Consider the following 23,458-nt stretch of genomic DNA (forward strand, 5'->3'; position numbering starts at 1 on the left):
AAAAATAAAAGATCTAACTGGTGCTGGAGACTTGTTCGCAGCAGGATATTTGCATGTTTTGATCAATTGTTTTCCCATACGGCCCATACAGCCTGTAATCGATATGTTTATTTTTTTCATCTATAGGAATTTTATAACTATCTTTTGATTTATTACAAAGATTAGTTTTTCCAGAAATTTTTTGCTTTTTGGAAGAATTTTTTAATACTAGGATTAGATTTTTCATTCTCAATTTTCCTAAATCTCTCTAACAATTCTTTTTGCTCTTTATTTAAGAAGACAGGCACTTCAGTTCTGACCTGAACATACAAATCACCAAAATCACCTCTTCGCATAAATGGCATACCTTTGCCTTTCAATCTGAATTGCTTACCATCTTGTGTACCATCTGGAATTTTGATCTTTGCTTTTTTTCCGTCTATTGTTGGGATTTCAATTGTTGTCCCAAGTGCAGCATCTGCAATTGAGATTGGAAATTCAAAAAATAAATTAACATCAGATCTTTTAAATAAATCATGAGACTCTACATTTACGAATAAATACAAATCTCCACTTCCACCACCTCTTACTCCTGCTTCTCCTTTTCCAGCAAGTCTAATTCTTGTTCCATCATCAACTCCTTTTGGAATAGTCACAGATATTTTTTTTGTTGTTTGTTTATTTCCTTGACCATTACAATCTGAACATGGATTTGTAATTTCCTCTCCACTGCCAGAACATTGTGGACATGTTTGTTGTACAGTGAAAAAACCTTGATTTGATCTAACTCGTCCATTTCCACCACAATATGTACATCTATCTGGATTGTAACCAGGCTTAGATCCATTTCCTTTACATGTATTACATTTTTCAGATGTTGAAAATTGTATATTTTGTTTTTTTCCTAAGTAAGCTTCTTCCAAAGTAATTGTTAAATCGTATCTTAAATCTGAACCCCTATTATTAGAATTGCCTCTTCTAGAGCTTCCTCTTCCTCTACCTCCGAAGTCACCAAAAAAATCCTCAAAAATATCTGAAAAGTCTGTGCTATTAAATCCCCCAAACCCTCCAAAACCACCTCGACCACCGCCTCCATTTTCAAACGCCGCGTGGCCAAAATTGTCGTAGTTTTCCTTTTTTGATTTATCTGATAGTACGCCATAAGCTTCACTAGCTTCTTTAAATTTATCTTCAGCGGTTTTATTACCAGGATTTTTGTCAGGGTGATATTTGACAGCTAACTTTCTATATGCAGACTTTAATTCATCAGGGCTAGCATTTTTAGTAACACCTAAGACATCGTAATAATCTCTTTTAGCCATGTAAATAACCTGGACAAATAGATGTCAGTTAAGCGCTTTTTTCTTTATTCTCGTCTTTTACTTCCTCAAAATCCGCATCAACAACATTATCGTCTTTCTTTTCCTTTTCGTCTTTTCCATCAGCTTTTTCAGAGGATGGTTTTGTACCTTGTTGTGATTTATAAATAGCCTCACCTAATTTCATCGAAGCTTGCACTAGTGTTTCTGATTTCTTTTTTATGTCCTCAATGTTTTCACCTTTTAGAGATTCTTTTAACTCACTAGAACTATCTTCGATTGCTTTTTTTTCTGCCTCAGAGATTTTTGAACCATGTTCTTTAAGATTTTTTTCTGTAGAATGAATCAAAGTATCAGCTTGATTTCTTACATCAACTGACTCCCTCTTTTTCTTATCAGATTCTTTGTTAGCTTCAGCATCTTTAACCATTTTTTCTATTTCTTCATCGCTTAAACCACCAGATGCTTGAATTTGGATTTTTTGTTCTTTTCCAGTTCCTTTGTCTTTTGCCGAAACATTCACAATGCCGTTTGCATCAATATCAAAGGTAACTTCTATTTGAGGCACTCCTCTAGGAGCTGGTGCAATTCCAACTAACTCAAAATTGCCTAAAACCTTATTGTCAGTAGCCATTTCTCGTTCACCCTGCAAAACTCTAATTGAAACAGCTGGTTGGTTATCTTCTGCAGTCGAAAACACTTGGCTTTTTTTTGTTGGTATAGTTGTATTTTTTTCTATTAATTTTGTTGAAACACCGCCCAATGTTTCTATACCTAGCGATAAAGGCGTTACGTCTAAAAGAAGAACATCTTTTACATCTCCTTGGAGAACACCCGCTTGAATTGCAGCACCCATAGCTACAACCTCATCTGGATTTACACTCTTATTAGGTTCTTTTCCAAAAAAATTTTTAACTTCCTCTACTACTTTTGGCATCCTAGTCATTCCACCAACCATAACAACCTCATCAACTTCGTTTGCAGTAATACCTGCATCCTTTAATGCTGTTTTACAAGGAGGCATAGTTTTTGAAATTAGTTCTTCTACAAGTGCTTCTAACTTTGCTCTTGTCATTTTGATATTAATATGTTTTGGACCAGTTTTGTCAGCAGTAATAAAAGGCAAATTAATATCTGTTTGTTCCGCTGATGATAATTCTATTTTTGCTTTTTCAGCAGCTTCCTTTAATCTTTGTAAAGCAAGCTTATCAGATTTTAAATTTATCCCGTTATCCTTTTTAAATTCAGAAATTAAGTATTCAACAATTGCATTATCAAAATCTTCACCACCCAAAAAAGTATCACCGTTAGTAGACTTAACTTCAAAAACTCCATCACCTAATTCAAGTATAGAAACATCAAATGTTCCACCACCTAAGTCATAAACTGCAATTTTCTTATTTTGTTTTTTGTCTAAACCATATGCTAAGGATGCTGCAGTTGGTTCATTTATAATTCTAAGTACTTCTAATCCAGCAATTTTACCTGCATCTTTGGTAGCTTGTCTCTGCGCATCATTAAAATATGCTGGAACAGTAATCACAGCTTTTGTTACTGATTGACCTAAATACTTTTCGGCTGTTTCTTTCATTTTTTGAAGAACAAAAGCTGAAATTTGCGAGGGAGAATATTTTTCTCCTTTAGATTCTATCCATGCATCGCCTTTATCTGAATTAATTATTTTAAATGGAGCTGACTCTATATCTTTCTTGACTGTTGGGTCATCAAAATTTCTGCCTATTAATCTTTTAACTGCAAAAATAGTATTTTCTGGATTTGTTACAGCCTGTCTTTTAGCAGGTTGTCCAATTAGTTTTTCTTTATCGTCTGTAAAAGCTACTACCGAAGGAGTAGTTCGTGTACCTTCAGCATTTTCTAAAACTTTGGGTTGACTACCCTCCATTATTGCAACACACGAATTTGTAGTTCCAAGATCTATTCCAATTATTTTACTCATATTTTTGTGTTCTCTCCTTCATATAGGGGTTAAATTCTATTCTACAAGCTAGTGTAAACATTATTTATCATCCGAATTTTCTTTATTTTCCTGGTTTTCTTTGTCAATTTTTTGAGTTTTTTTTGACACCCCAACTAAAGAGGGCCGTAGCAACCTATCTTTTATTGTGAAACCTTTTTGAATTTCTTGAATAATTGTACCAGGCTCTTTTTGATTATCCTCTATTTCTAACATAGCTTGGTGAAAATTAGGATCAAGTTTTTTATTTAAACAATCTATAGGCTTAATATTATTTTTTATAAAAATTGAAATTAAATCTTTATTTATTATTTCTAAGTGATCTAATGTTTTTTTTAATGCATCACTATTTTTTAATTTTTCGTCATTCTCTAAAATTTGCTTAGATCTTTCTAAATTATCAATTAAACTTAAAGCCTCTTTCGCAAATGATGTGCCACCATATTCAAATGCATCTTCCTTCTCTTTTTCAAATCTTCTTCTTTGATTTTCCATTTCAGCAAGTGTTCTTGTCAATTTATCCTCTAAACTTTTTATTTTTGTATCTGTATCTAGTTCTTCATCCTTCTCAGGAGACTTAATCTCATTTTCATGGATTACTTTTTCATTTTCCACATCATTATTAGAAGTGTTATTTTCGGTAGCAGGTTTTTGTTCTTGTTCTTTTTCCATTAGTGTTTATATGGTAAGATTTTTCAAAATTTCTAGGTTTATATGAAAAAAATTATAAATTTACTAATAGGCACAAATAATAAGGGAAAATTAAGAGAAATCAGAGCTCTGCTACCGAAAAATATCAAGTCTTTCTCAGTGTCTTCTTTTAAATTGAAAAGTCCTATTGAAAATGGCAAGACATTTGAGGAAAACTCTTTAATTAAGGCAAAATATTTTTCAAAAAAAACAAAGTTACTTTGCCTGGCAGATGATTCAGGATTAGAAATAGACATTTTAAATAAAGCCCCTGGAATTTATTCTGCAAGATGGGGAGGAAAAAATTCAGATTTTAGCAAAGCAATTAAAAAAGTTTATAGGGAACTAGATAAGAAAGATAAAAATTGGAAAAACAAAAAAATTAAAGCTCGATTTATTTGTGCTCTTTCAATTTGTTTTTTTGATAAAAAAATAGCATGTGTAAAAGGAAAAGTTGAAGGAACTATCTCATTAAAACCTTTAGGAAAAAATGGATTTGGTTACGATCCAATATTTATTCCTAGAGGAAAAAAAGTTACTTTTGGGGAAATGCCTTTTTTAAAAAAGTTTAAAATTGATCATAGATATCAAGCTTTTAAGAAAATTAGAAAATTTTTATAAGTGACCCTTGGTCAATTTTATAAAAATTTAATTGATGATTAATTTTATTATCTTTAATGTCAAAAATTCCTATTTTTCCTTTGAATGAATTTTTAGCATTGAATGCTTTATTCAATTCAGTAACATCATTTTTAAGAGATAAGTAATAAATTAAACCGACTAAATCATAACTTAATAAGGATATATGATTAGGATTTTGGTTAAATTTTTCTGAAAATTTTGTTTTAAAATTTTCTAAGTTTTTTTTATTTATTGAGGGATAATAAATTGGTTGTGAAGTTGTCTCGTTCAATAAACTTTCATCAAACCATTGATTAAAAGTAATAAAATATTTATTTTTTGGCGACACATCTGTATATAGCAAAGAAGTAATCACACTTTTAAGACTTTCATCAAAATCTGCAATTATAACAGAATCAAAATTTACATTTCCAATAGTATATCTTTTTTCAAGATTCTTTATTTTAATTTCTTTATTAGGATCCTCTGAATTCTCAAGTCTAGTTATTTCATCAATTAAGTTCTGTTTTCTAACTTCATAATTAGTAATTTTTTCTATTTGTTTTGTAAGTTTTGTTGGTTCAATATTGTAAAAATACTGTTTATAGGGTTTGATTTTGGATTTCTTTACACCTTGTTTGATTTCTAAATCATAATCTACATTAGGAATTAGTAATATCGGTTTTAAAATTTCATTTTGTTCAATAAATTTTTTAATTGTATTAAATTGAGAAGTTGAATTTATTCCTGTGCTTATAACATTTTTTGGAAGATTAATGGTTTTATTAGTAAATGATAAAAAAGTTATGTTATTTACTTCATCTAAATATGTTAAATTTTTGTAAAAAACTGGGCCTATTACAATTTTCACTCCAATTTGATCAAGCTCAAATGCAGAACGTAATGTTTTATCAGGATCTGATTTAGTGTCTCTAGGAAAAATTTCGATCTTATCAGAATTAATTTCCTTTAAAGCAAGACGTGTAGCTTTTATAATTTGTTTACCAATTTCTGCATTCTCACCGGTTAGTGGTACAAGAAGACCTATCTTAATTTTATTTTCATAAGCGGATCCCTCAATAATAAAAATTAGATTATAAATGGTTAAAAAAAGAATTATAAAAATTTTATTCATTTAATGTTACTATTACTTTAATACTGTTCAAATTATGGTAAACCAAAAATTAAATAATGATGGTCTAAAAAAAGGGCTGTATTTAATACCAACACCAATTGGAAATTTAGGAGATATTACTTTTAGAGCAATTAACATATTAGAAAATTCAGATTATATACTTTGTGAGGATACAAGAGTTTCAAAAAAATTATTAGATAAATATAAGATAAATACTAAATTAATATCAAATCACAAATTTAATGAAGTCAAAAATCTAAAGAAAATAATTAATTTGCTAAATCAAGATAATATTATTTCAATGATATCTGATGCAGGAGCGCCAGGAATATCTGATCCGGGAGCAATATTAATAAATGAATGTTTAAAACAAAATATTGATATAATACCCTTGCCAGGACCCTCAGCAGTTACTACAGCAGTTTCTGTAAGTGGTTTTGATGACAAATATTTATTTTATGGTTTTTTTCCTGATAAAGAAAAATTAATTAGAAAGGAATTAAAAAGATTGTCTGATTTAAATTTTTCTTTAGTTTTTTTTGTATCTCCAAAAAAGATAAATAAGATTATTCCTTTTATAAAAGAATATTTTATAAAAAGAAAAATATTAATATGTAGAGAGATTTCTAAATATTATGAGGAATATTTAAGATATGATGTTGAAAAATTACAGATTTTTAATAACGAGCCTAAGGGAGAGTTAACAATTGTTATTTCTGAAAAAAAAATTGATAAAAATTTCTCACAAACTTTGAGTGAATCAGATAAAAGAAATATTAAGAAAATGATTAATAAATTAACAATTAAAGAAATAACTAATTTAATTAATCAAAATAACAAAATCTCAAAAAAAGAAATTTATAATTTTTGTTTAAAATTAAAAAATGAGAAATAAATTTATTATAATTTTATTAGTTATGATGTTGCTTTCGGGCTGTGCTGGAGTAGCCTCTAAAGGTATTTTTGGAACAGGAGTGAGTGTCGCTTTTGACCCCAGATCAGTCGGTACTCAAGTTGATGATTCAATTATGCAAAAAAATTTATCAGGTCGAATTCTTCTCACAGATAAAAAATATATATTATCAGTTAAGAGCAAGGTGCTAGATGGTAGAATATTTTTAACTGGCAAAGTTGATAACCCAGAGGAAAAACTTAAAATTACTAAACTTGCATGGGAAACGGATGGAGTAAGATCAGTTAGAAATGACATTAAAATTAAAGAAAAATTTAACTTTCAACAATCTGCTAAAGATATTTTGATAACATCCCAGTTAAGATCTGCAATGATTTTTAATAAAAATATCAAGGCCAGCAATTATCAAATTGATACTTATAAAAAGAAAATTTATATTTATGGTATAGCACTTACATCTGATGAGAAAGATTTGGTGATAAATGAAGCTAAAGAAATTTTGGATGTTGAAGATGTAATTTCAAGTATTATCCTCGTTGATGATTTAAGAATTCAAAAAAATTAATCTTTTTGATAATTAATTACATCAGCTGAATATGCAGCAATTGAAGCTAAATTTATAATTTCAGATGTTGAGCTTCTTAAAGGAGCTATTTCAATTGGTAAACCAAGTCCTATTAGTAATGGACCAATTACCTTTGTGTCTCCCAAGCTTTTCATTAACTTATAAGATATAGCTGCACTATGTTGACCAGGCATTATTAGGATATTTGCATTACCTACTATATTAGAAAAAGGATATAAATTTTTATAATCTTTGTTAAGAGCAACATCAGGCTGCATATCTCCATCAAATTTAAAGTCTACTTTCTTTTCTTTTAAAATTTCTACAGCCTCTCTAATATGTTTAGTTCTACTTGTGATTGGTTGACCGAAAGTCGAATGAGAGACAAACGCTACTTTTGGATCGATACCAAACAATCTTACTACTCGGGCACTAGAGATAGCTATTTCTGATAACTGTTCTGAAGTTGGATATTCATGAACACTTGTATCCCCTATGAATATTGTTTTTCCCTTGTTAACAACCATATTTAATCCGAACATTATTTCTCCAGGTCGTGCTTTAACAACTTGAATAATCTTTTTTAAAGAGGCACCAAATCTTCTAGTATTACCTGTAACTGCGCCATCAGCATCCCCACAAGCAACCATACAAGAGGCCCAAATTACTCTGTCATTTCTTACAAGTCTGTCACAATCCCATTCTAATAATCCCTGTTCTCTTTGAAGTTTTTGGAACAAGAATTTTACGTATTTTTCTCTTTTTGACTTATCTTTTGAATTAATTATTTCTATATCAAAATTTTCATTGTATCCAATTTTTTTAATCTGTTCTTTTATTTTTTCTACTTTCCCAACTAAAACAGGAGTTCCTAATTTTGAATTCTTAAAGGCAATTGCTGCCTTAAGGGTATTTTCGTCTTCACCATCAGCGAAAACAATTTTTTTTTGATTTTTTTTAATATATCCATTTATACCTTGCATAATTGTTACTGTAGGGTCTAGTCTTTGTTTAAGTTGTTCTTGGTATTCTTCAAAATTATTAATTTTTTTTCGAGCAACACCAGTTTCAATTGCTGCCTTTGCAACAGCCACTGGAATAATACTAATTAATCTTGGATCAAATGTTGAGGGAATTATATAATTCTTGCCATAATGTGGTCTTTCACCTCCCATAGCTGCAACAACTTCATCTGGAACATCTTCTCTTGCTAATTTTGCAATTGCATTTGCAGCGGCTATTTTCATTTCCTCATTTATTGTTTTTGATCTAACATCTAAAGCACCTCTAAAAATGTAGGGAAAACCAATTAAGTTATTTACTTGATTAGGATAATCTGATCTACCAGTTGCAATGATTGCATCATCTCGTACTTCTTCAATCTCCTCTGGAGTAATTTCTGGATCAGGGTTAGCGCAAGCAAAAATTATTGGATTTTTTGACATTTTTTTAACCATATTCTTCGTCAAAGCTCCTTTTGCAGAAAGTCCTAAAAAGACATCAGCATTTTTAATTGCATCATCTAATGTCCGGTCTGATGTTTCTATTGCATGTGCTGATTTCCATTGATTTAATTTTTTTCTTCCTCTGTAAATTACACCTGTACGATCAACCATTGTGATATTTTTTTGAGGTACCCCAGTTTTTTTAAATAGATTAGCACAAGCCATTGCTGATGCACCTGCTCCATTCACAACTATTTTAATTTTATTTATTTTTTTTTTGCTAATATCTAATGCATTAATTAATGCGGCAGTCGTTATAATAGCTGTACCATGCTGGTCATCGTGAAAAACTGGAATATCTAGAATTTCTTTAAGCTTTTCCTCAATGACAAAGCAATCAGGTGCAGCAATATCTTCTAGATTAATACCCCCAAATGAAGGTGCAAAGTTTTTAATTGAATTAATGATTTCTTCTGAGTTCTGAGAATTTATTTCAAGGTCAATCGAATCTATATCGGCAAATCTTTTAAATAAAACAGCCTTTCCCTCCATTACTGGCTTAGAAGCCAAAGCACCTAAATTTCCCATGCCCAAAATTGCCGAGCCATTACTGATCACGGCTACAAGATTCCCTTTGCTTGTAAAGTCATAAGCGGCCTCTGGATTTTTGTTAATTGCTTTAACGGGGGCCGCAACACCTGGAGAGTACGCAAGAGCGAGATCTCTTTTTGTGGTCATATTTTTAGATGAAACAATTTCTATTTTTCCTGGTTTTTTGTCGGAATGAAATTCTAACGCTTCTTTTTCAGTATAATGATCTGTTTTAGTTTTTTTCATTTCTGATAATTAGATGTACAAATGGGGTAAAATTAAGACTAATATGATTTATGAACTTAATTAAGTCAACTGGGACTTTTAGTTTTTTTACTATAATAAGCAGGATACTCGGTTATTTGAGAGATATTTTAATTGCTATTTTTCTTGGAACCAGTTTTTTAGCAGATGTTTTTTTCGTTGCTTTCAGGATACCAAATACTTTTAGAAGATTATTTTCTGAAGGAACTTTTAATGCAGCATTTGTGCCTAGCTATTCCTCAGAATTAGTTAAAGGAGAGGCTAAATCTAACAGATTTGCAAATGAAGTTTTCAACTTATTATTTTTAGTTCTCTTAGCCCTAGTTTTAGTAGTTCAAATATTTATGCCAATATTTGTATCTCTTATAGCCCCTGGATTTATAGATGATCATGAAAAAATGAATATCGCCATTAATCTTACAAGAATAACATTCCCATTTCTTTTATTAGTTTCTCTAGCATCTTTTTTTTCAGCAATACTTAATTCTCATAATAGATTTGCAGAGGCCGCTGCTGCACCTATTATTTTAAATATTATTCTAATAACCATTTTATTTTTTGCTAAATTATTTGGCGACAAGTTAGTCTATATATTATCTTTTGGAGTTACTTTTGCAGGATTTATTCAACTTTTGTTTTTATTTTTTTTCGTTAAAAAATATTTTAAATTAGAATTAATTTTAAAATTTAAGATTTCAAATAAAGTTAAATTTTTTTTTAATAAATTGCTTCCAAGTATTTTTTCTTCAGGTGTTACTCAAATCAATATTCTGATCGGAACAATTATAGCATCATTTCAAGCAAGTGCCGTTTCATTCCTTTATTATGCTGATAGAATTTATCAAATTAATTTAGCAGTAGCCGGCATCGCAATTAGCGTTGTCATTCTGCCCCAATTATCAAAACATATAGCAAACAAAAATAAAAAAAAAATAGATCTAATCCAGAATAAGGCATTAGAATTAAGTTTGTTTTTAAGCTTACCAGCATCTATAGCATTACTAATTGCCTCGGATGAAATTATTTCTGCATTATTTGGTTATGGACAATTTGATGAAATTTCAGTTACTAATTCAGCAAAAGCGCTTTTTTATTTTAGTATTGGACTTCCAGCTTTTGCTATGATGAAAGTTTTTTCAAATTTCTTTTTTGCAAACCATGATACTAAGACACCTTTTTATATATCATTAATATCAGTATTATTGAATGTATTAATCAGCGTTTATTATTTCAGATCAATTGGTTTTATAATTATTCCAATAGCAACAACTATATCATCTTGGTTTAATTTGTTGATTTTATTCTTTTTCCTTCAAAAGAGAAGTTTATTTAGTTTCAGTAATTTGTTTGTTAAAAGATTTATTAAGATTGTCTTTTCCTCAATTCTAATGGGTTTATTCTTTAATTATTTAGTCATATTATTTAATGAAGAACTTTTATTTGAAAATTCTTTTAAATCTTTTTATCTAATTTTATCAGTTATTTTAGGACTTGGTTTTTATCTAATAGTATCCTATCTGATCAAAGCTTTTCAATTGGAAGATATTAAATTAAAGTATTAACAATGAGTAAAAAAATATTTTCGGGGGTACAACCTACTGGTAATTTACACTTAGGAAATTATTTAGGCGCAATTAAAAATTTTGTTGAACTAAATAATGATTTAGAAAATGATTGTATTTTTTGTGTTGTTGATTTACACGCGATAACCGTAAAACAAGACCCAAAAGAACTTAAAAATAATATAAGAGAAACCGTAGCAACATTTGTTGCCTGTGGGATAAATCCAAAAAAAAGTATAATTTTTAGTCAATCTTCAGTTCCTGCTCACTCAGAAGGAGCGTGGTTATTAAGTTGTGTTGCAAGAATGGGGTGGTTAAACCGTATGACTCAATTTAAAGAAAAGGCTGGTAAGGACAAAGAGAAAGCGAGTATTGGGCTTTTTTCATATCCAGTACTAATGGCAGCTGATATTTTGTTATATGACTCAACGCATGTTCCAGTTGGAGAAGATCAAAAACAACATTTAGAATTATGCAGAGATATTGCTCAAAGGTTTAATAATGAATATAAAGTTGACAATTTTTTTAAAACACCAGAACCTTTAATACAAAAAGAATTTTCAAGAATAATGAGCCTTAAGGATGGAACAAAAAAAATGAGTAAATCTGAATTGTCAGATTTAAGCAGAATAAATTTAACCGATGATAAAGATTTAATTGTAAATAAAATCAAAAAAGCAAAAACAGATCCATTACCACTACCTTCAAGTCTTGATGAATTGAGAGAAAGACCAGAGGCAAAAAATCTCTTAGGAATATATTCTAGCTTATTAAATTCAACAATGAGTAAATCAATTAGTGAATTTGAAGGAAAAAATTTTTCAGAATTTAAAGAGAAGTTGTCTGAGGTTTTAGCTGAAAAAATGGATCCAATCTCAAAAGAGATAAAAAAATTAATGAATGAAAAACGATTCTTAGATGAAATTTTGTTAGACGGTTATAAAAAAGCTTATGAGATTTCATTTTTAAAGATTAAAAAAATGCATGAAATTATAGGTTTTTAATTAAATTCATAAAAAAATTCCAATTTCAATATAATTGAATATATATAAGTTATGTTTGTTCAAACTGAAATAACACCTAATCCTAATTCATTAAAATTTTTACCTGGCAAAACAGTTTCAAATAGTGGGTCGTTTGAAATTACAAAAAAAGATGACGTCAAAAATGATTTAATAAGAAACTTAATGTCAATTAATGGTGTTGAGGGTATTTTTTTAGGTAAAGATTTTATCTCAATAAATAAATTTGATAATGTTTCATGGGATGAAATAAAACATATAGTTATATCTTTAATTAATGATTTTTATTCAAGTGGTAAAGAATTTATTATAGATAAAAGTCCATTTGAAGATGACCAAAATCTTGGAGAATTAGAAAGAAAAATTGTAAAAATTTTAGACGAAAAGATAAGACCTGCTGTAGCTAAAGACGGTGGTGATATAAAATTTAAAGAGTTTAAAGATGGTGTAGTAATGGTGCAACTACAAGGAAGTTGCTCAGGATGTCCAAGTTCAACAATGACGCTTAAACAAGGTGTTCAAAATCTTTTATGTCATTACTTGCCAGAGGTAAAAGAGGTTATAGCAGTATAGAATGAAAAAAATTATTAAAGGAAAAATTAAAGTTTTTAAAACTTTTGATGATAAAAATTTAGGTTCTTTAGCAAGAACTTTTATTAGCAGTCTTGCTTTGATATTTGTATTTTATTCATTACCCATAATGATTAATTTTACTAATGATAAAATTTTAAATAAAAAGGAATTTAGAAATAATTCAAAAACTGTTCTCGCTTACACATTAGATAAGAAAATTAATAAATCCTCTGAAGTAGATGAAGAATATGATGAAAGAGATTTACTTGTAGATATTTATAGCTTGAATGATAAGGAAACAGACTCAGTAAGATTAGATGCATCTACCATAAAACAACTTTATGAAGATACCGGTTATAAATTAGATGATATAAGAAAAAAAAAATTGGTTAAACCTATCGCTTTAGACTCATTTCCAAGAGAAATTAAAATGATAGAAAATACTAAAAAAAGAAAAGAATTTTTTATACAGATTGTATTGCCACTAATTTTACAAGAAAATAATAATATTCGTTTAGATAGAAAAAGACTGTTCAGTATTATTAATAAAAGTAACAATACAGATTTAGAAAAAAAATGGTTAAACAAAAAATATAAACAATATGGAATTCCATCGAAGGATCTATCAATTCTTAAAATAAGAATGGATGAGATACCAGTATCTTTGGCACTTGCACAAGCAGCAAAAGAAACAGGGTGGGGAACTTCAAGATTTGCTCAAGAAGGAAATGCGCTTTTTGGTCAGTGGACTTGGTCAGGTGAAGGATTAAAACCGAAAGAGTCAGATGAAAATGAGGGTCATAAAGTAATGAAGTTTAATGTTCTTCAGGCATCAGTAAGAGCCTATCAACGAAACTTAAATACTCACAAAACTTATAGAGAGTTTAGACTTGCTAGAGCTAAACTTAGAGATGCTGATAAAGATTTAGATAGTATTATTCTTTCAAAATATTTAGATGAGTACGCTGAGACAGGTGAACAATATGTTAAGACGTTGCAGAAAATTATAAACCAAAATGATTTAAAAGATTTTGATAATGCAAAACTTTTACCGTCAAGTCTTGAATTGGAAAGTTTGATTTAATTTTTATTAACTATAAATTGTGTTCCAAACCATCTCCATTTACCGTTGTCGTTTAAAGAACAATTTATCCTCCCTCTTCTTGGAAGAAAAGGCTCTCTAAAACTAACTGTTAGAGTATTTTCCTTAATGTTTATATTTGATTTTTCCCATTTACCACCCTCATTAGAATAGCATGAAATATTTTTTATATTTTTTTGGTTTTCAAAAAATTCTACATAAAACTCTGGTGGATTATTTTGATCATAAATTTTTTTTTCAATTGGAAATAAATTTTTGTATTCAAGGGGATAAGTTTTAATAATTGATTTAAATCTTTCAATTTTGCCATAATTTTCATTAATAGGAAATCTAGGTAGTTGAAATTTTTCCTTATTTACATCTATAACACCCGAATGTTGGCCAAACGCAAAACTGAAGTTTTTTGAAGCATAATTTCTCATAAATTCTGAGTACTCACCAAATGGATAAGAAAATAAATCAGGAATGTATCCAAGTTTGTTTTGAAAGATAGAATTTGCTTTTTTTATATCTTCAATAAATTCAGCATCACTTTTTTCTATAAGATATTCATGAGTGTGCGAATGATGACCTATTACAACAAAATCTTCTCTTTCAATTTCTTTGATTTGATCCCACGTCATATAGCCTTTTTTTCCAACTGGTTCAGTGGACACAAATAAGATGAATGGTATTTTTTCCTTTTTTAAATATGGCCATGCTGAGTCGTAAAATGACTTGAAACCATCATCTATCGTAAGAAGTATTTTTTTTCGTCCTTTTGCAATACCAAAATTTTTTTTAAAATCATTTGCATGAATGAAATTATAGTCAAGATCTTTTATCAATTTTAAATGCTCTAAAAAAATTTCAATTCTGATATTTGTTGAAGGATACTTATTTTCGTTAAATCTATGATACATTATGGACAAAACACCTTCATCTTGTGAAAATTGTTTGATATTATTTTCCTGTGCATTAGAATTTGATAAAATAACAAAACATAATATGAATAACTTAATTATTGATGCAGCCAATGAAAAAATATTTTTAATGCTCATTAAAGATAAAAATATTTATAGTATTACTCACGATAATAGTAAAACTAATTATGAAAAACTTACGATTTTAATAAATAACTTTCTAAAAGAGAATGGCCTGAAGATAGCTAATATTTCTAATTTGTATGTAAATAGAGGGCCTGGAAGTTTCGCAGGCATAAGAAATTCACTTGCTGTTGTTAAGGGAATCTATGTGACAAAAAAAATTGATTATTATTGTTTTAGTTTTGATGATTTTGATAATTTAGACAATGATAATTATGAAAATATCCCTACATTGTGTGATAAATTAAAGTTTAAAAAAAATTTGATTAATCCTATTTATTTAAGTTAAATTGAAATTATGTCAGAAACAATAGAAGCAAAATGTTTATCAAAAGGGGTTAAGTTAACAGATCAAAGAAGAATTATTGCAAAAGTTATGTCCGAATCAACTGATCATCCAGATGTAGATGAACTTTATAAGCGCGTCTCTCAGATAGATTCTAAAATAAGTATTGCCACTGTGTATAGAACTGTAAAATTATTTGAGGAGTCAGGAATTTTAACTAAACATGAATTTAAAGGTGGCAAGGCAAGATATGAAGAATTAAATGAAGGTCATCACGATCATTTAATTGATGTTAAATCAGGAGAAATTATAGAATTTGTTGATGAACAAATAGAACAATTACAAAAAAAAGTTGCAGAAAAATATGGATATACATTGGTTGACCATAAATTAGAATTATATGGTGTCAAAAAAAAATCCAAGTGAAGCTAAATGAATAAAAAAATTTTTATAAAGACATTTGGTTGTCAAATGAATGAGTATGACTCTGATCGAATATATGACATAGTTAAAAAAATTGGATATGAAAAAACAGATTATTATGAGAAAGCTAATTGTTATTTATTAAATACTTGTCATATAAGAGATAAAGCCAAAGAAAAAGTTTATCACGAAATAGGAAGAGTAAAAAAAATTTTTAGATCAAAAAAAAAACCATTAGTAATCGTAACTGGATGTGTAGCACAAGCTGAACACGAGGAGATGCTAAAGAGAGAACCTTTCATTGATTTGATAATAGGTCCACAGTCCTACCATAAGATTAATGATAAAATTCTAAATTTTGAAAATCAAAAGACTCAAAGAGAGGAAACAGAATTTGACGCTATTTCTAAATTTGAGTATTTGAATAAAATAAAAAATAACAATAAAAAAATTTCATCTTTCTTAACAGTTCAGGAAGGCTGTGATAAATTTTGCCATTTTTGTGTAGTTCCATTTACAAGAGGTCCAGAGTATTCTAGGCCCTTTAAACAAGTTTTGGATGAAGCAAAATATTTGGCTGATAATGGAGTAAAAGAAATAATTCTTTTAGGTCAGAATGTTAATGCCTACAGTTATGAAGGTTTACGTTTATCAAATTTGATCATGGAACTCGACAAGATTTCTAATTTAGAGCGTGTTCGTTATACAACATCACATCCAAAAGATATGACAAATGATTTGATTGAAGCATATAAATATTCAAAAAAATTAATGCCATTGGTACATTTGCCAGTCCAGAGTGGTTCAGATAAGATATTAAAATTAATGAATAGAAAACATACAATTAATATGTATTTAAAAATTTTTTATGAATTGAAAAAAATTAATCCCGAAATTGAGTTTTCAAGCGATTTTATTATTGCATATCCAGGAGAAGACAAAAATGCATTTGAAGATACTATAAAACTTATAGAAGAGGTGAAATTTATTAATTCTTTTTCTTTTATTTTTAGCCCCAGACCTGGAACCATTGCTTCAAATTTACAAACTATTGAAAAAAAAGAGGCAATAAAGAGATTAGAGATTGTCCAACAAAAGTTATTCATTAATCAAACAAAAATGAATAAATCCCTTGAAAATAAAACAATAAATGTATTAGTTGAAAATCGAACAGATAATAAAAAAAAACTTTTTGGTAAATCTGAGTACATGACTTCAGTCTTATTTGATGGTGATGATGATTTAATTGGCAAAATTGTGAAAGTAAAAATTACTAACAGTAATCAAAATACTTTATTTGGACAGATTGAAAATCAATCTAATCAGAAGGTAGCTTAAACTTTGAGTATTGGTATAAAAAAAAATTTAGATGCAAATTTAAAATTTGTATATTCTGAAAATAATACACTAAGTGTAATTTTCCCAAAAAATGATCTTTTAATGGGGGTTTTAGGAGAATTTAACCAAAATTTGAAAGAATTAGAGAAAATCACTAATTCAAATTTATATTCAAGAGGTAATTCTATATTGATTAAATCAACCCCAGACAAAAATGAAATAGTGAAAAATGCAATTCAATTTTTAGTCAATCAATTTTTAATCAATGGAAATATAGAGAATAAAGACATATTATCTTCTGTGGATAAATTTATGATTGACGAAAAAGTTAAAAATCAAAATGTTACGGATATTATTAAAACACCTAAAAAGTCAATTATTCCAAGATCAGAAAAACAAAAAAAGTATGTCAGAGCATTAAGACAAAGTGAAATTATTATTTCCGCAGGACCAGCTGGAACAGGAAAAACATTTTTAGCTGTTGCTGTAGGTTTAACAATGCTACTTGAAAAAAAAATTGAAAGAATAATTCTATCTAGACCTGCAGTAGAAGCTGGAGAAAGACTGGGCTTTTTACCTGGTGACATGAAAGAGAAAGTAGATCCTTACTTAAGGCCATTATATGACTCCTTGTATGATTTGTTTCATTTTGAAAAAATTCAAAGAATGATTGAAATTGGAGATATTGAAATTGCTCCTTTAGCATTTATGCGGGGTAGAACATTAAAAAATTCTTTTGCTATTTTAGATGAAGCTCAAAATGCAACCGATACTCAAATAAAAATGTTTTTAACAAGAATTGGAGAAAATTCAAAAATTGTAGTTAATGGTGATCCGTCACAAATAGATTTACCAAATAAACAAATGTCGGGTTTAGATAGATCAAAAAAACTTTTGTCACATCTAAATGAAATATCAATTATAGATTTTGATCATTCTGATGTTGTAAGGCATCCACTTGTATCTAAGATTGTTAAAGCTTATAACAATAATAATGATTAATGTAGAGGTAGTATCAGAAGAAAAAAACTGGTCTAAAAAGATAAAAAAAAAAGAAATCTTCTTTCAATCAATATGTAAATCTTTCCCTAAAAAATATCAATTTCAAAACAAAAAAATATTTTTCACTTTATTGTTATCAAATAACAAGCAGATAAAGAAATTAAATAAAAAGTTCCGAAATAAGAATAAACCAACAGATATATTGTCCTTTCCTTTTAAAGACAAAACACAAAAAAAAAGATTATATTTAGGAGATATAATAATCAGCTATAACTTTATGAACACATCTCAAAATAAAAAATTAAACTTATTCCATGATAATGTAATAAAAATATTCATACATGGATTTCTACATTTGCTAGGCTTTGATCATGCAAAATTAAATGATTATAAAAAAATGCTAAAAGAGGAAAATAAGATTTATCAATCAGTAATAAAAAAACTTTATTAAATTGAAAAGTAAGATTTATTTTAATTATATTTATCTTTTGATCTTAGGTGGATTATCTTCTCTAAGTTTACCACCTTATAATTTTGTAATAATTAATATTTTTACTTATAGTTTATTTTTTTTATTTATATTTAAGAAAATCAAAACTGAAAAAAAATTTCAAAGATTTCTATATGGGTGGTTTTTTGGGTTCGGATATTTTTTAACAAATATTTATTGGATTACAATATCTCTAACATTTGATTCAAATTTTAAATTTTTAATTGTGTTTGCTTTAATTTTAATTCCTTCGTTTCTTGCAATTTTTTATGGTTTAGCAATTTATTTATTTTTTCTCTTTAATATTAATAAGCCAATAATTAGTTTGTTGATATTTTCACTGTCACTAGGTTTCTTTGAGTTTTTAAGAGGTACTATTCTAACTGGTTTTCCTTGGAACCTAATTGTTTATAGTCTCTCCAATTATCTTGAAATTTTACAAATTTTGTCATTATTAGGCACTTATGCGTTAAACATGTTATGTTTAACTTTTTTTGCGAGTCCAGCTCTTTTTATCTTAAGAAGAGATAGAAAAGAAATTATCGCGTGTATTTTATTTATAGCATTGCCAATAGTTTTATTTATTTATGGATCATCTAAAATTGATTCATTTCAATCACTAAAAAAAATGAATAACGATTTGACTATCAGAGCTATTGGATCAAATATTGATCTAGAGAGATTTTATGGAAATGTGGATCCCACCTCAATTATAGAGGAATTAATTGATATAAGTAGCCCAAATTTGAATATGAAAACCCTTTTTTTATGGCCAGAGGGAATAATTCCTAAAATTAATCAGAAAGAGTTAAAAAATTTCGAATTTTTATTTAAACAAAAATTTAATGAAAATCATTTTTTTGGAATAGGTATTAACAATTTTGAAAAAATTAATGATCAAAATAAGTTTTATAACTCTTTTACATTTTATGATAATGAACTTAATTTGATTAGTACATATAATAAAGTTAATTTGGTTCCATTTGGTGAATTCTTACCTTTTGAAAAATTACTGAGCAGATTTGGTCTAAAGTCTTTAACTAATGAATATCAATCTTTTCACAAAGGAAAAAATAGAGAAGTAGTTAATATTAATAGGAACAGTATAGATTTAAAGATATTACCGCTCATATGTTATGAAATAATTTATTCAGGTAAGATATTTGATAATTTTGATTTTGATTATATTATAAATATCTCTGAAGATGGTTGGTTTGGTAATTCAAATGGTCCATATCAACATTTTTCGCATAGTATTTTTAGATCCATTGAAAGTGGCAAATATTTAATTAGATCTGCAAACAATGGTATTACAGCAGTGGTTAATCCTACTGGTTTCATCGAAAAAAAAATTTCATTAGGAAATTCAGGTTACATAGATTTTTCTGAAAAAAAAGTTTTAAATACAACCTTGTTCGCACAACATGGGAATAAAATGTTTTTATATTTAATTTTGTTGTATATTTTTTTGATATTTTCATTTAATAGAATTTTATAATGAGTAATTTAAAAAATTATTTTTTTACAAGTGAATCTGTTTCTGAGGGACATCCAGATAAAGTTTCAGATAGAATTTCAGATATGGTTGTTGATACATACTTATCTAATGATCCCTATTCTAGGGTAGCCTGTGAAACTTTAACAACTACAAATAAAGTTGTTCTTGCAGGTGAAGTAAGAGGACCTTCTATTAAAAAAGATGAATTAATACAAAAAGTAAGAAATTGTATTAAAGACATAGGTTATGATCAAGAGGGTTTTAGTTGGAAAGAAACAACTCAAATAGAAAGTCATTTACATTCTCAATCGGCAGATATAGCAATGGGAGTAGACTCCTCAGGTAATAAAGATGAAGGTGCTGGCGATCAAGGTATTATGTTCGGATATGCATGCAATGAAACAGATGATTTCATGCCAGCTCCTATTTACTATTCGCATAAAATACTAAGACTCATGGCTAATGATCGTAAATCTGGAAAGCTTAAAAATATTGAACCTGATTCTAAAAGTCAGGTTACATTTGAATATGAAAATGGAAAACCAAAAAGGGTAAAATCTGTCGTAATTTCCTCACAACATTCAGCTGACATTGATCAAAATAAAGTAAGAGAATTACTTCGACCTTATATGATTAATTCAATTCCTAAACATTTTTTAGAGAAATTCGATGATGAAGAACTATATGTAAATCCCACTGGTAATTTTGTAATAGGTGGACCAGACGGAGATTGCGGACTGACTGGACGGAAAATAATAGTAGATACTTATGGTGGAGCGGCTCCTCATGGAGGAGGCGCATTTTCAGGCAAGGATCCAACAAAAGTCGATAGATCTGCAGCATATGCATCAAGATATATAGCAAAGAATATCGTTGCATCTAAAATTACAAATAAATGTTTAATCCAACTTGCTTATGCAATTGGGGTTTCTAAACCACTTTCAATATATGTAGATTTATTTGATAATGATTTAGAAAAAAGCAAATTTATAGAGGAGAAAATAAGAAAAAATTTTGACTTGAGTCCTAGAGGAATTAGAGAGATGTTAAATCTTAATAAACCTATCTACCAGAAAACAGCAGCTTATGGTCATTTTGGAAGAATGCCTGAGAAAGATGGAGCATTTTCTTGGGAAAAAACAGATAAAACTGATGTTTTTTTAAAATAGTTTCTATTGAATTAAAAAAAAACTTTTATATATTGCATTTACATTAATGGATAATCAAAATGGGCTTTAGCCCATTTTTTTTTGGAGTAAACAAAAAAATGTTAAACAAAAGAGCTGATAAATTAGAATTATTAAGAATTGCGGAAGCTGTAGCGCTGGAAAAATCAATTGATAAAGAGCTGATAATCAGCTCTATGGAAACAGGAATAGCTAAAGCTGCTAAGTCGAAATTTGGGCAAGATAACGAAATTAAAGTTCTTATAAATCGTGAGAATGGGGATATAGAACTTTTTAGAAAATTAATAATTTCTGAAAACCCTGAGAATAACAACACTGAAATTAAACTTGAGGATGCAATATCACTTAATCAAATTAACAAAGACAAAAAGATTGGTGATGAAGTTTTACAACCTCTTCCTTCATTTGATTTTGGTCGAATAGCAGCTCAAACAGCTAAGCAAGTAATAAGTACTAATGTTAGAGAAGCAGAGAGAGAGAGACAATTTAATGATTTTATAGATAAAAAAGATAGTATTTTGAGTGGAATTGTAAAAAGATTAGAGTTCGGAAATGTAATAGTAGATCTTGGACGAACTGAAGCAATAATTCAAAAAAATGAAATGATACCAAGAGAAAATATTAAAGCTGGAGATAGAGTAAAGGCTTATTGTTATGATGTAAGAAGAGAGCCTAGGGGTCAGCAAATTTTTTTATCAAGAGCACATCCAAAATTTATGGAAAAACTATTTGTTCAGGAAGTTCCAGAAATTTATGATGGTCTAATAGAAATAAAATCTTCATCAAGAGATCCTGGAAGCAGGGCAAAAATTTGTGTAAAAGCGGTAGATACCTCTTTAGATCCTGTTGGAGCTTGTGTGGGTATGAGAGGTTCAAGAGTTCAAGCTGTTGTAAATGAACTTCAAGGTGAGAAAATAGATATTGTCAATTGGTCAGAAGATCCAGCAATTCTAGTTTCAAATGCATTATCTCCTGCAGATGTTCAGAGAGTAAATGTAGACTCGGAGAGAAAAAAACTTGATGTTATTTTGACTGAAGAAAATCTTAGTAAAGCGATTGGTCGAAGAGGTCAAAATGTTCGACTTGCAACAAAGCTTTTGAATTATGAAATTAATATTATGACTGATCAAGAAGATTCTGAGAGAAGACAACAAGAATTTAAAGAAAAAACTGAGAACTTTGTTAAAAATTTAGAATTAGATGAAACCTTAGGTCAATTATTGGTTGCTGAGGGTTTTTCGACAATCGATGATATAAAAGACAGTAAAGCAGAGGAATTAATGAAAATTGAAGGTATAGAAGAAGATACTGCTAAAGCATTAATTGAAAGATCAAAGGAATTTTATGAAAAAGATCAAGAGGACATTTCTCAAAGAATTAAAGATCTTGGTCTTGAAGAGACTTTGATTAATTTAAAAGGATTGACACCTGGTATGCTTGTGACTTTAGGTGAGCAAAAAATTTTAACACTCGAAGATTTTGCCGATCTAGCATCTGACGAACTTACGGGTGGGTATGATGTAATTAAAGGTGAAAGAGTAAAAATCCAAGGATATTTGGAAGATTTTGCTCTATCAAAAGAAGAGGCGGATGAATTAATCATGTCAGCGAGAAACATAGTTTATAAAGATTGAGTGATGAGTTATGGAAAACAAAAAAACAAAATTAACAATTTCTGGTGCAGCAAAAAAATCAATAAAAAATATTGAGATAGCAAAAACTCAAGGCAAGAATTCAGTTGTAATTGAAAAATCAAAAAGCAATTTTGTAAAAAGAGGAAGCTGTTTTTTCAGCTGCAGTCTCAGATTTTAAAGTTACTGAGAAAAAAAATATTAAAATAAAAAAAAAAGAAGAATTTACATTAAAATTTGAAAAAAATGTTGATATCTTGAATTATGTTTCTAATCACAATTCATTAAGACCAAAATTGGTTATAGGTTTCGCAGCTGAAACTAATAACTTAGAAGATTATGCTTTAATTAAACTTAAAGAAAAAAACTGTGACATGCTAATTGCTAATGATGTGTCAAAAAGAGATATTGGTTTTAATTCAGATTTTAATGAGGTAACTATTTTTTATAAAAATAATAAAAGAGAAAAATTATTTTCAAAAAAAAAATCTTTAATATCTGATGAAATAGTTGAGAGAATTTCAAACCAACTAAATTAATGGTTAAAGTATTAATAAAAAAATTATTTCCTGAGGTAGAAATTCCAAAATATAAAACAGAAGGTGCATCAGGGATGGATCTAATGGCTTTCATAAAATCTAAGATTATAATTAAACCTAAAACTTCACATTTGATACCAACAGGTTTTTCTATAGCATTTTCAGAAAATTATGAGATTCAAATAAGACCAAGATCAGGTTTAGCCGCAAAATATAATATAAG

The 23,458-nt window shown here is 28.6% G+C and carries 24 protein-coding genes; 18 read left to right on the forward strand and 6 right to left on the reverse strand.

Annotated elements, in window-relative coordinates; genetic code table 11:
- Positions 1-161: 161 nt before the first annotated feature.
- The 3 genes from dnaJ to AMN95_RS01805 are packed head-to-tail and all read right to left on the reverse strand — an operon-like array spanning position 162 to position 3,945.
- Entirely contained in the window at positions 162-1,301 is a 1,140-nt protein-coding gene (dnaJ, locus tag AMN95_RS01795) for a molecular chaperone DnaJ (protein WP_075522296.1), read from the reverse strand.
- Between the two features lie 28 nt (positions 1,302-1,329).
- Positions 1,330-3,255 carry a molecular chaperone DnaK gene (gene dnaK, locus AMN95_RS01800; RefSeq protein ID WP_075522297.1) on the reverse strand — a complete coding sequence of 642 codons (1,926 nt, stop codon included), beginning with the start codon at positions 3,253-3,255 and terminating at the stop codon, positions 1,330-1,332.
- Positions 3,256-3,315: 60 nt separating this feature from the next.
- Positions 3,316-3,945: a nucleotide exchange factor GrpE gene (locus AMN95_RS01805; protein WP_075522298.1), complete on the reverse strand. Its 630-nt coding sequence runs from the start codon at positions 3,943-3,945 to the stop codon at positions 3,316-3,318.
- Positions 3,946-3,987: 42 nt separating this feature from the next.
- Between AMN95_RS01805 and rdgB the strand changes: the two genes are divergently transcribed.
- A complete protein-coding gene (gene rdgB / locus AMN95_RS01810) occupies positions 3,988-4,584 on the forward strand; it encodes an RdgB/HAM1 family non-canonical purine NTP pyrophosphatase (RefSeq protein ID WP_075522299.1) in 597 nt (198 codons plus the stop codon).
- Here rdgB and AMN95_RS01815 read toward each other — a convergent pair.
- Positions 4,568-5,719, reverse strand: coding sequence for an ABC transporter substrate-binding protein (locus AMN95_RS01815; protein ID WP_075522300.1), 1,152 nt, complete (start codon positions 5,717-5,719; stop codon positions 4,568-4,570). The genes rdgB and AMN95_RS01815 overlap by 17 nt on opposite strands.
- A 34-nt stretch (positions 5,720-5,753) precedes the next feature.
- Between AMN95_RS01815 and rsmI the strand changes: the two genes are divergently transcribed.
- Both rsmI and AMN95_RS01825 read left to right on the forward strand, forming a co-directional pair.
- The gene (rsmI, locus tag AMN95_RS01820; RefSeq protein WP_075522301.1) at positions 5,754-6,614 is read left to right on the forward strand and encodes a 16S rRNA (cytidine(1402)-2'-O)-methyltransferase; all 861 of its coding nucleotides are present in this window, start codon (positions 5,754-5,756) and stop codon (positions 6,612-6,614) included.
- Positions 6,604-7,197 (forward strand): BON domain-containing protein, encoded by a 594-nt coding sequence (locus tag AMN95_RS01825; RefSeq protein WP_075522302.1) that lies wholly within the window; start codon positions 6,604-6,606, stop codon positions 7,195-7,197. Before rsmI ends, AMN95_RS01825 begins: the two co-directional genes overlap by 11 nt.
- Here the strand turns inward: AMN95_RS01825 and AMN95_RS01830 are convergent.
- Positions 7,194-9,479 (reverse strand): NADP-dependent malic enzyme, encoded by a 2,286-nt coding sequence (locus AMN95_RS01830; RefSeq protein ID WP_075522303.1) that lies wholly within the window; start codon positions 9,477-9,479, stop codon positions 7,194-7,196. The genes AMN95_RS01825 and AMN95_RS01830 overlap by 4 nt on opposite strands.
- A gap of 50 nt (positions 9,480-9,529) precedes the next feature.
- Between AMN95_RS01830 and murJ the strand changes: the two genes are divergently transcribed.
- Genes murJ through AMN95_RS01850 form a run of 4 tightly spaced genes read left to right on the forward strand, consistent with a single transcriptional unit; the run spans position 9,530 to position 13,738 of the window.
- Positions 9,530-11,059 (forward strand): murein biosynthesis integral membrane protein MurJ, encoded by a 1,530-nt coding sequence (murJ, locus tag AMN95_RS01835; RefSeq protein ID WP_075522304.1) that lies wholly within the window; start codon positions 9,530-9,532, stop codon positions 11,057-11,059.
- Between the two features lie 2 nt (positions 11,060-11,061).
- On the forward strand, positions 11,062-12,063 hold the full coding sequence (gene trpS, locus AMN95_RS01840) for a tryptophan--tRNA ligase (RefSeq protein WP_075522305.1): 1,002 nt from the start codon (positions 11,062-11,064) through the stop codon (positions 12,061-12,063).
- Positions 12,064-12,114: 51 nt separating this feature from the next.
- Positions 12,115-12,654, forward strand: a complete 540-nt coding sequence (locus tag AMN95_RS01845; protein WP_075522306.1) for a NifU family protein — start codon at positions 12,115-12,117, stop codon at positions 12,652-12,654.
- Between the two features lies 1 nt (position 12,655).
- Positions 12,656-13,738: a glucosaminidase domain-containing protein gene (locus AMN95_RS01850; RefSeq protein WP_075522307.1), complete on the forward strand. Its 1,083-nt coding sequence runs from the start codon at positions 12,656-12,658 to the stop codon at positions 13,736-13,738.
- Here the strand turns inward: AMN95_RS01850 and AMN95_RS01855 are convergent.
- Positions 13,735-14,796 carry a polysaccharide deacetylase family protein gene (locus AMN95_RS01855; protein WP_075522308.1) on the reverse strand — a complete coding sequence of 354 codons (1,062 nt, stop codon included), beginning with the start codon at positions 14,794-14,796 and terminating at the stop codon, positions 13,735-13,737. The genes AMN95_RS01850 and AMN95_RS01855 overlap by 4 nt on opposite strands.
- Here AMN95_RS01855 and AMN95_RS01860 point away from each other — a divergent pair.
- The 11 genes from AMN95_RS01860 to AMN95_RS01905 form a co-directional block, all read left to right on the forward strand.
- Positions 14,789-15,130: a peptidase M22 gene (locus tag AMN95_RS01860; RefSeq protein ID WP_256997918.1), complete on the forward strand. Its 342-nt coding sequence runs from the start codon at positions 14,789-14,791 to the stop codon at positions 15,128-15,130. The two genes, AMN95_RS01855 and AMN95_RS01860, sit on opposite strands and share 8 nt — an antisense overlap.
- Before the next feature lie 9 nt (positions 15,131-15,139).
- The gene (locus AMN95_RS01865) at positions 15,140-15,553 is read left to right on the forward strand and encodes a Fur family transcriptional regulator (RefSeq protein ID WP_075522310.1); all 414 of its coding nucleotides are present in this window, start codon (positions 15,140-15,142) and stop codon (positions 15,551-15,553) included.
- A gap of 6 nt (positions 15,554-15,559) precedes the next feature.
- Positions 15,560-16,888 carry a tRNA (N6-isopentenyl adenosine(37)-C2)-methylthiotransferase MiaB gene (gene miaB, locus AMN95_RS01870; protein ID WP_075522311.1) on the forward strand — a complete coding sequence of 443 codons (1,329 nt, stop codon included), beginning with the start codon at positions 15,560-15,562 and terminating at the stop codon, positions 16,886-16,888.
- A gap of 3 nt (positions 16,889-16,891) precedes the next feature.
- Positions 16,892-17,890, forward strand: a complete 999-nt coding sequence (locus AMN95_RS01875) for a PhoH family protein (RefSeq protein WP_075522312.1) — start codon at positions 16,892-16,894, stop codon at positions 17,888-17,890.
- Positions 17,883-18,341, forward strand: coding sequence for an rRNA maturation RNase YbeY (ybeY, locus tag AMN95_RS01880; protein WP_075522313.1), 459 nt, complete (start codon positions 17,883-17,885; stop codon positions 18,339-18,341). Before AMN95_RS01875 ends, ybeY begins: the two co-directional genes overlap by 8 nt.
- Before the next feature lies 1 nt (position 18,342).
- Complete coding sequence (lnt, locus tag AMN95_RS01885) at positions 18,343-19,878, forward strand: apolipoprotein N-acyltransferase (protein WP_102133191.1); 1,536 nt, start codon at positions 18,343-18,345, stop codon at positions 19,876-19,878.
- Entirely contained in the window at positions 19,878-21,047 is a 1,170-nt protein-coding gene (gene metK / locus AMN95_RS01890) for a methionine adenosyltransferase (RefSeq protein ID WP_075522315.1), read from the forward strand. The genes lnt and metK overlap by 1 nt, the downstream gene beginning before the upstream one ends.
- Positions 21,048-21,106: 59 nt before the next feature.
- A complete protein-coding gene (nusA, locus tag AMN95_RS01895) occupies positions 21,107-22,699 on the forward strand; it encodes a transcription termination factor NusA (protein WP_082256654.1) in 1,593 nt (530 codons plus the stop codon).
- Positions 22,700-22,709: 10 nt separating this feature from the next.
- Positions 22,710-22,877, forward strand: coding sequence for a hypothetical protein (locus AMN95_RS05635; RefSeq protein ID WP_179850336.1), 168 nt, complete (start codon positions 22,710-22,712; stop codon positions 22,875-22,877).
- A 25-nt stretch (positions 22,878-22,902) separates the two neighbouring features.
- Entirely contained in the window at positions 22,903-23,235 is a 333-nt protein-coding gene (locus AMN95_RS01900) for a phosphopantothenoylcysteine decarboxylase domain-containing protein (protein ID WP_256997919.1), read from the forward strand.
- The coding region (locus tag AMN95_RS01905) for a dUTP diphosphatase (protein ID WP_425304622.1) at positions 23,235-23,458 on the forward strand (224 nt) is incomplete at its 3' end. The genes AMN95_RS01900 and AMN95_RS01905, both read left to right, overlap by 1 nt.

The organism is Candidatus Pelagibacter communis (assembly GCF_001180185.1).
Taxonomy (GTDB): Bacteria; Pseudomonadota; Alphaproteobacteria; order Pelagibacterales; family Pelagibacteraceae; genus Pelagibacter; species Pelagibacter ubique_F.

What these genes read in the sequence shown, in the direction of transcription:
- dnaJ (WP_075522296.1), bottom strand. Translation starts at nt 1,301, where the DNA reads ATGGCTAAAAGAGATTATTACGATGTCTTAGGTGTTACTAAAAATGCT.
- dnaK (WP_075522297.1), bottom strand. Translation starts at nt 3,255, where the DNA reads ATGAGTAAAATAATTGGAATAGATCTTGGAACTACAAATTCGTGTGTT.
- AMN95_RS01805 (WP_075522298.1), bottom strand. Translation starts at nt 3,945, where the DNA reads ATGGAAAAAGAACAAGAACAAAAACCTGCTACCGAAAATAACACTTCT.
- rdgB (WP_075522299.1), top strand. Translation starts at nt 3,988, where the DNA reads ATGAAAAAAATTATAAATTTACTAATAGGCACAAATAATAAGGGAAAA.
- AMN95_RS01815 (WP_075522300.1), bottom strand. Translation starts at nt 5,719, where the DNA reads ATGAATAAAATTTTTATAATTCTTTTTTTAACCATTTATAATCTAATT.
- rsmI (WP_075522301.1), top strand. Translation starts at nt 5,754, where the DNA reads ATGGTAAACCAAAAATTAAATAATGATGGTCTAAAAAAAGGGCTGTAT.
- AMN95_RS01825 (WP_075522302.1), top strand. Translation starts at nt 6,604, where the DNA reads ATGAGAAATAAATTTATTATAATTTTATTAGTTATGATGTTGCTTTCG.
- AMN95_RS01830 (WP_075522303.1), bottom strand. Translation starts at nt 9,479, where the DNA reads ATGAAAAAAACTAAAACAGATCATTATACTGAAAAAGAAGCGTTAGAA.
- murJ (WP_075522304.1), top strand. Translation starts at nt 9,530, where the DNA reads ATGAACTTAATTAAGTCAACTGGGACTTTTAGTTTTTTTACTATAATA.
- trpS (WP_075522305.1), top strand. Translation starts at nt 11,062, where the DNA reads ATGAGTAAAAAAATATTTTCGGGGGTACAACCTACTGGTAATTTACAC.
- AMN95_RS01845 (WP_075522306.1), top strand. Translation starts at nt 12,115, where the DNA reads ATGTTTGTTCAAACTGAAATAACACCTAATCCTAATTCATTAAAATTT.
- AMN95_RS01850 (WP_075522307.1), top strand. Translation starts at nt 12,656, where the DNA reads ATGAAAAAAATTATTAAAGGAAAAATTAAAGTTTTTAAAACTTTTGAT.
- AMN95_RS01860 (WP_256997918.1), top strand. Translation starts at nt 14,789, where the DNA reads ATGCTCATTAAAGATAAAAATATTTATAGTATTACTCACGATAATAGT.
- AMN95_RS01855 (WP_075522308.1), bottom strand. Translation starts at nt 14,796, where the DNA reads ATGAGCATTAAAAATATTTTTTCATTGGCTGCATCAATAATTAAGTTA.
- AMN95_RS01865 (WP_075522310.1), top strand. Translation starts at nt 15,140, where the DNA reads ATGTCAGAAACAATAGAAGCAAAATGTTTATCAAAAGGGGTTAAGTTA.
- miaB (WP_075522311.1), top strand. Translation starts at nt 15,560, where the DNA reads ATGAATAAAAAAATTTTTATAAAGACATTTGGTTGTCAAATGAATGAG.
- ybeY (WP_075522313.1), top strand. Translation starts at nt 17,883, where the DNA reads ATGATTAATGTAGAGGTAGTATCAGAAGAAAAAAACTGGTCTAAAAAG.
- metK (WP_075522315.1), top strand. Translation starts at nt 19,878, where the DNA reads ATGAGTAATTTAAAAAATTATTTTTTTACAAGTGAATCTGTTTCTGAG.
- nusA (WP_082256654.1), top strand. Translation starts at nt 21,107, where the DNA reads ATGGGCTTTAGCCCATTTTTTTTTGGAGTAAACAAAAAAATGTTAAAC.
- AMN95_RS05635 (WP_179850336.1), top strand. Translation starts at nt 22,710, where the DNA reads ATGGAAAACAAAAAAACAAAATTAACAATTTCTGGTGCAGCAAAAAAA.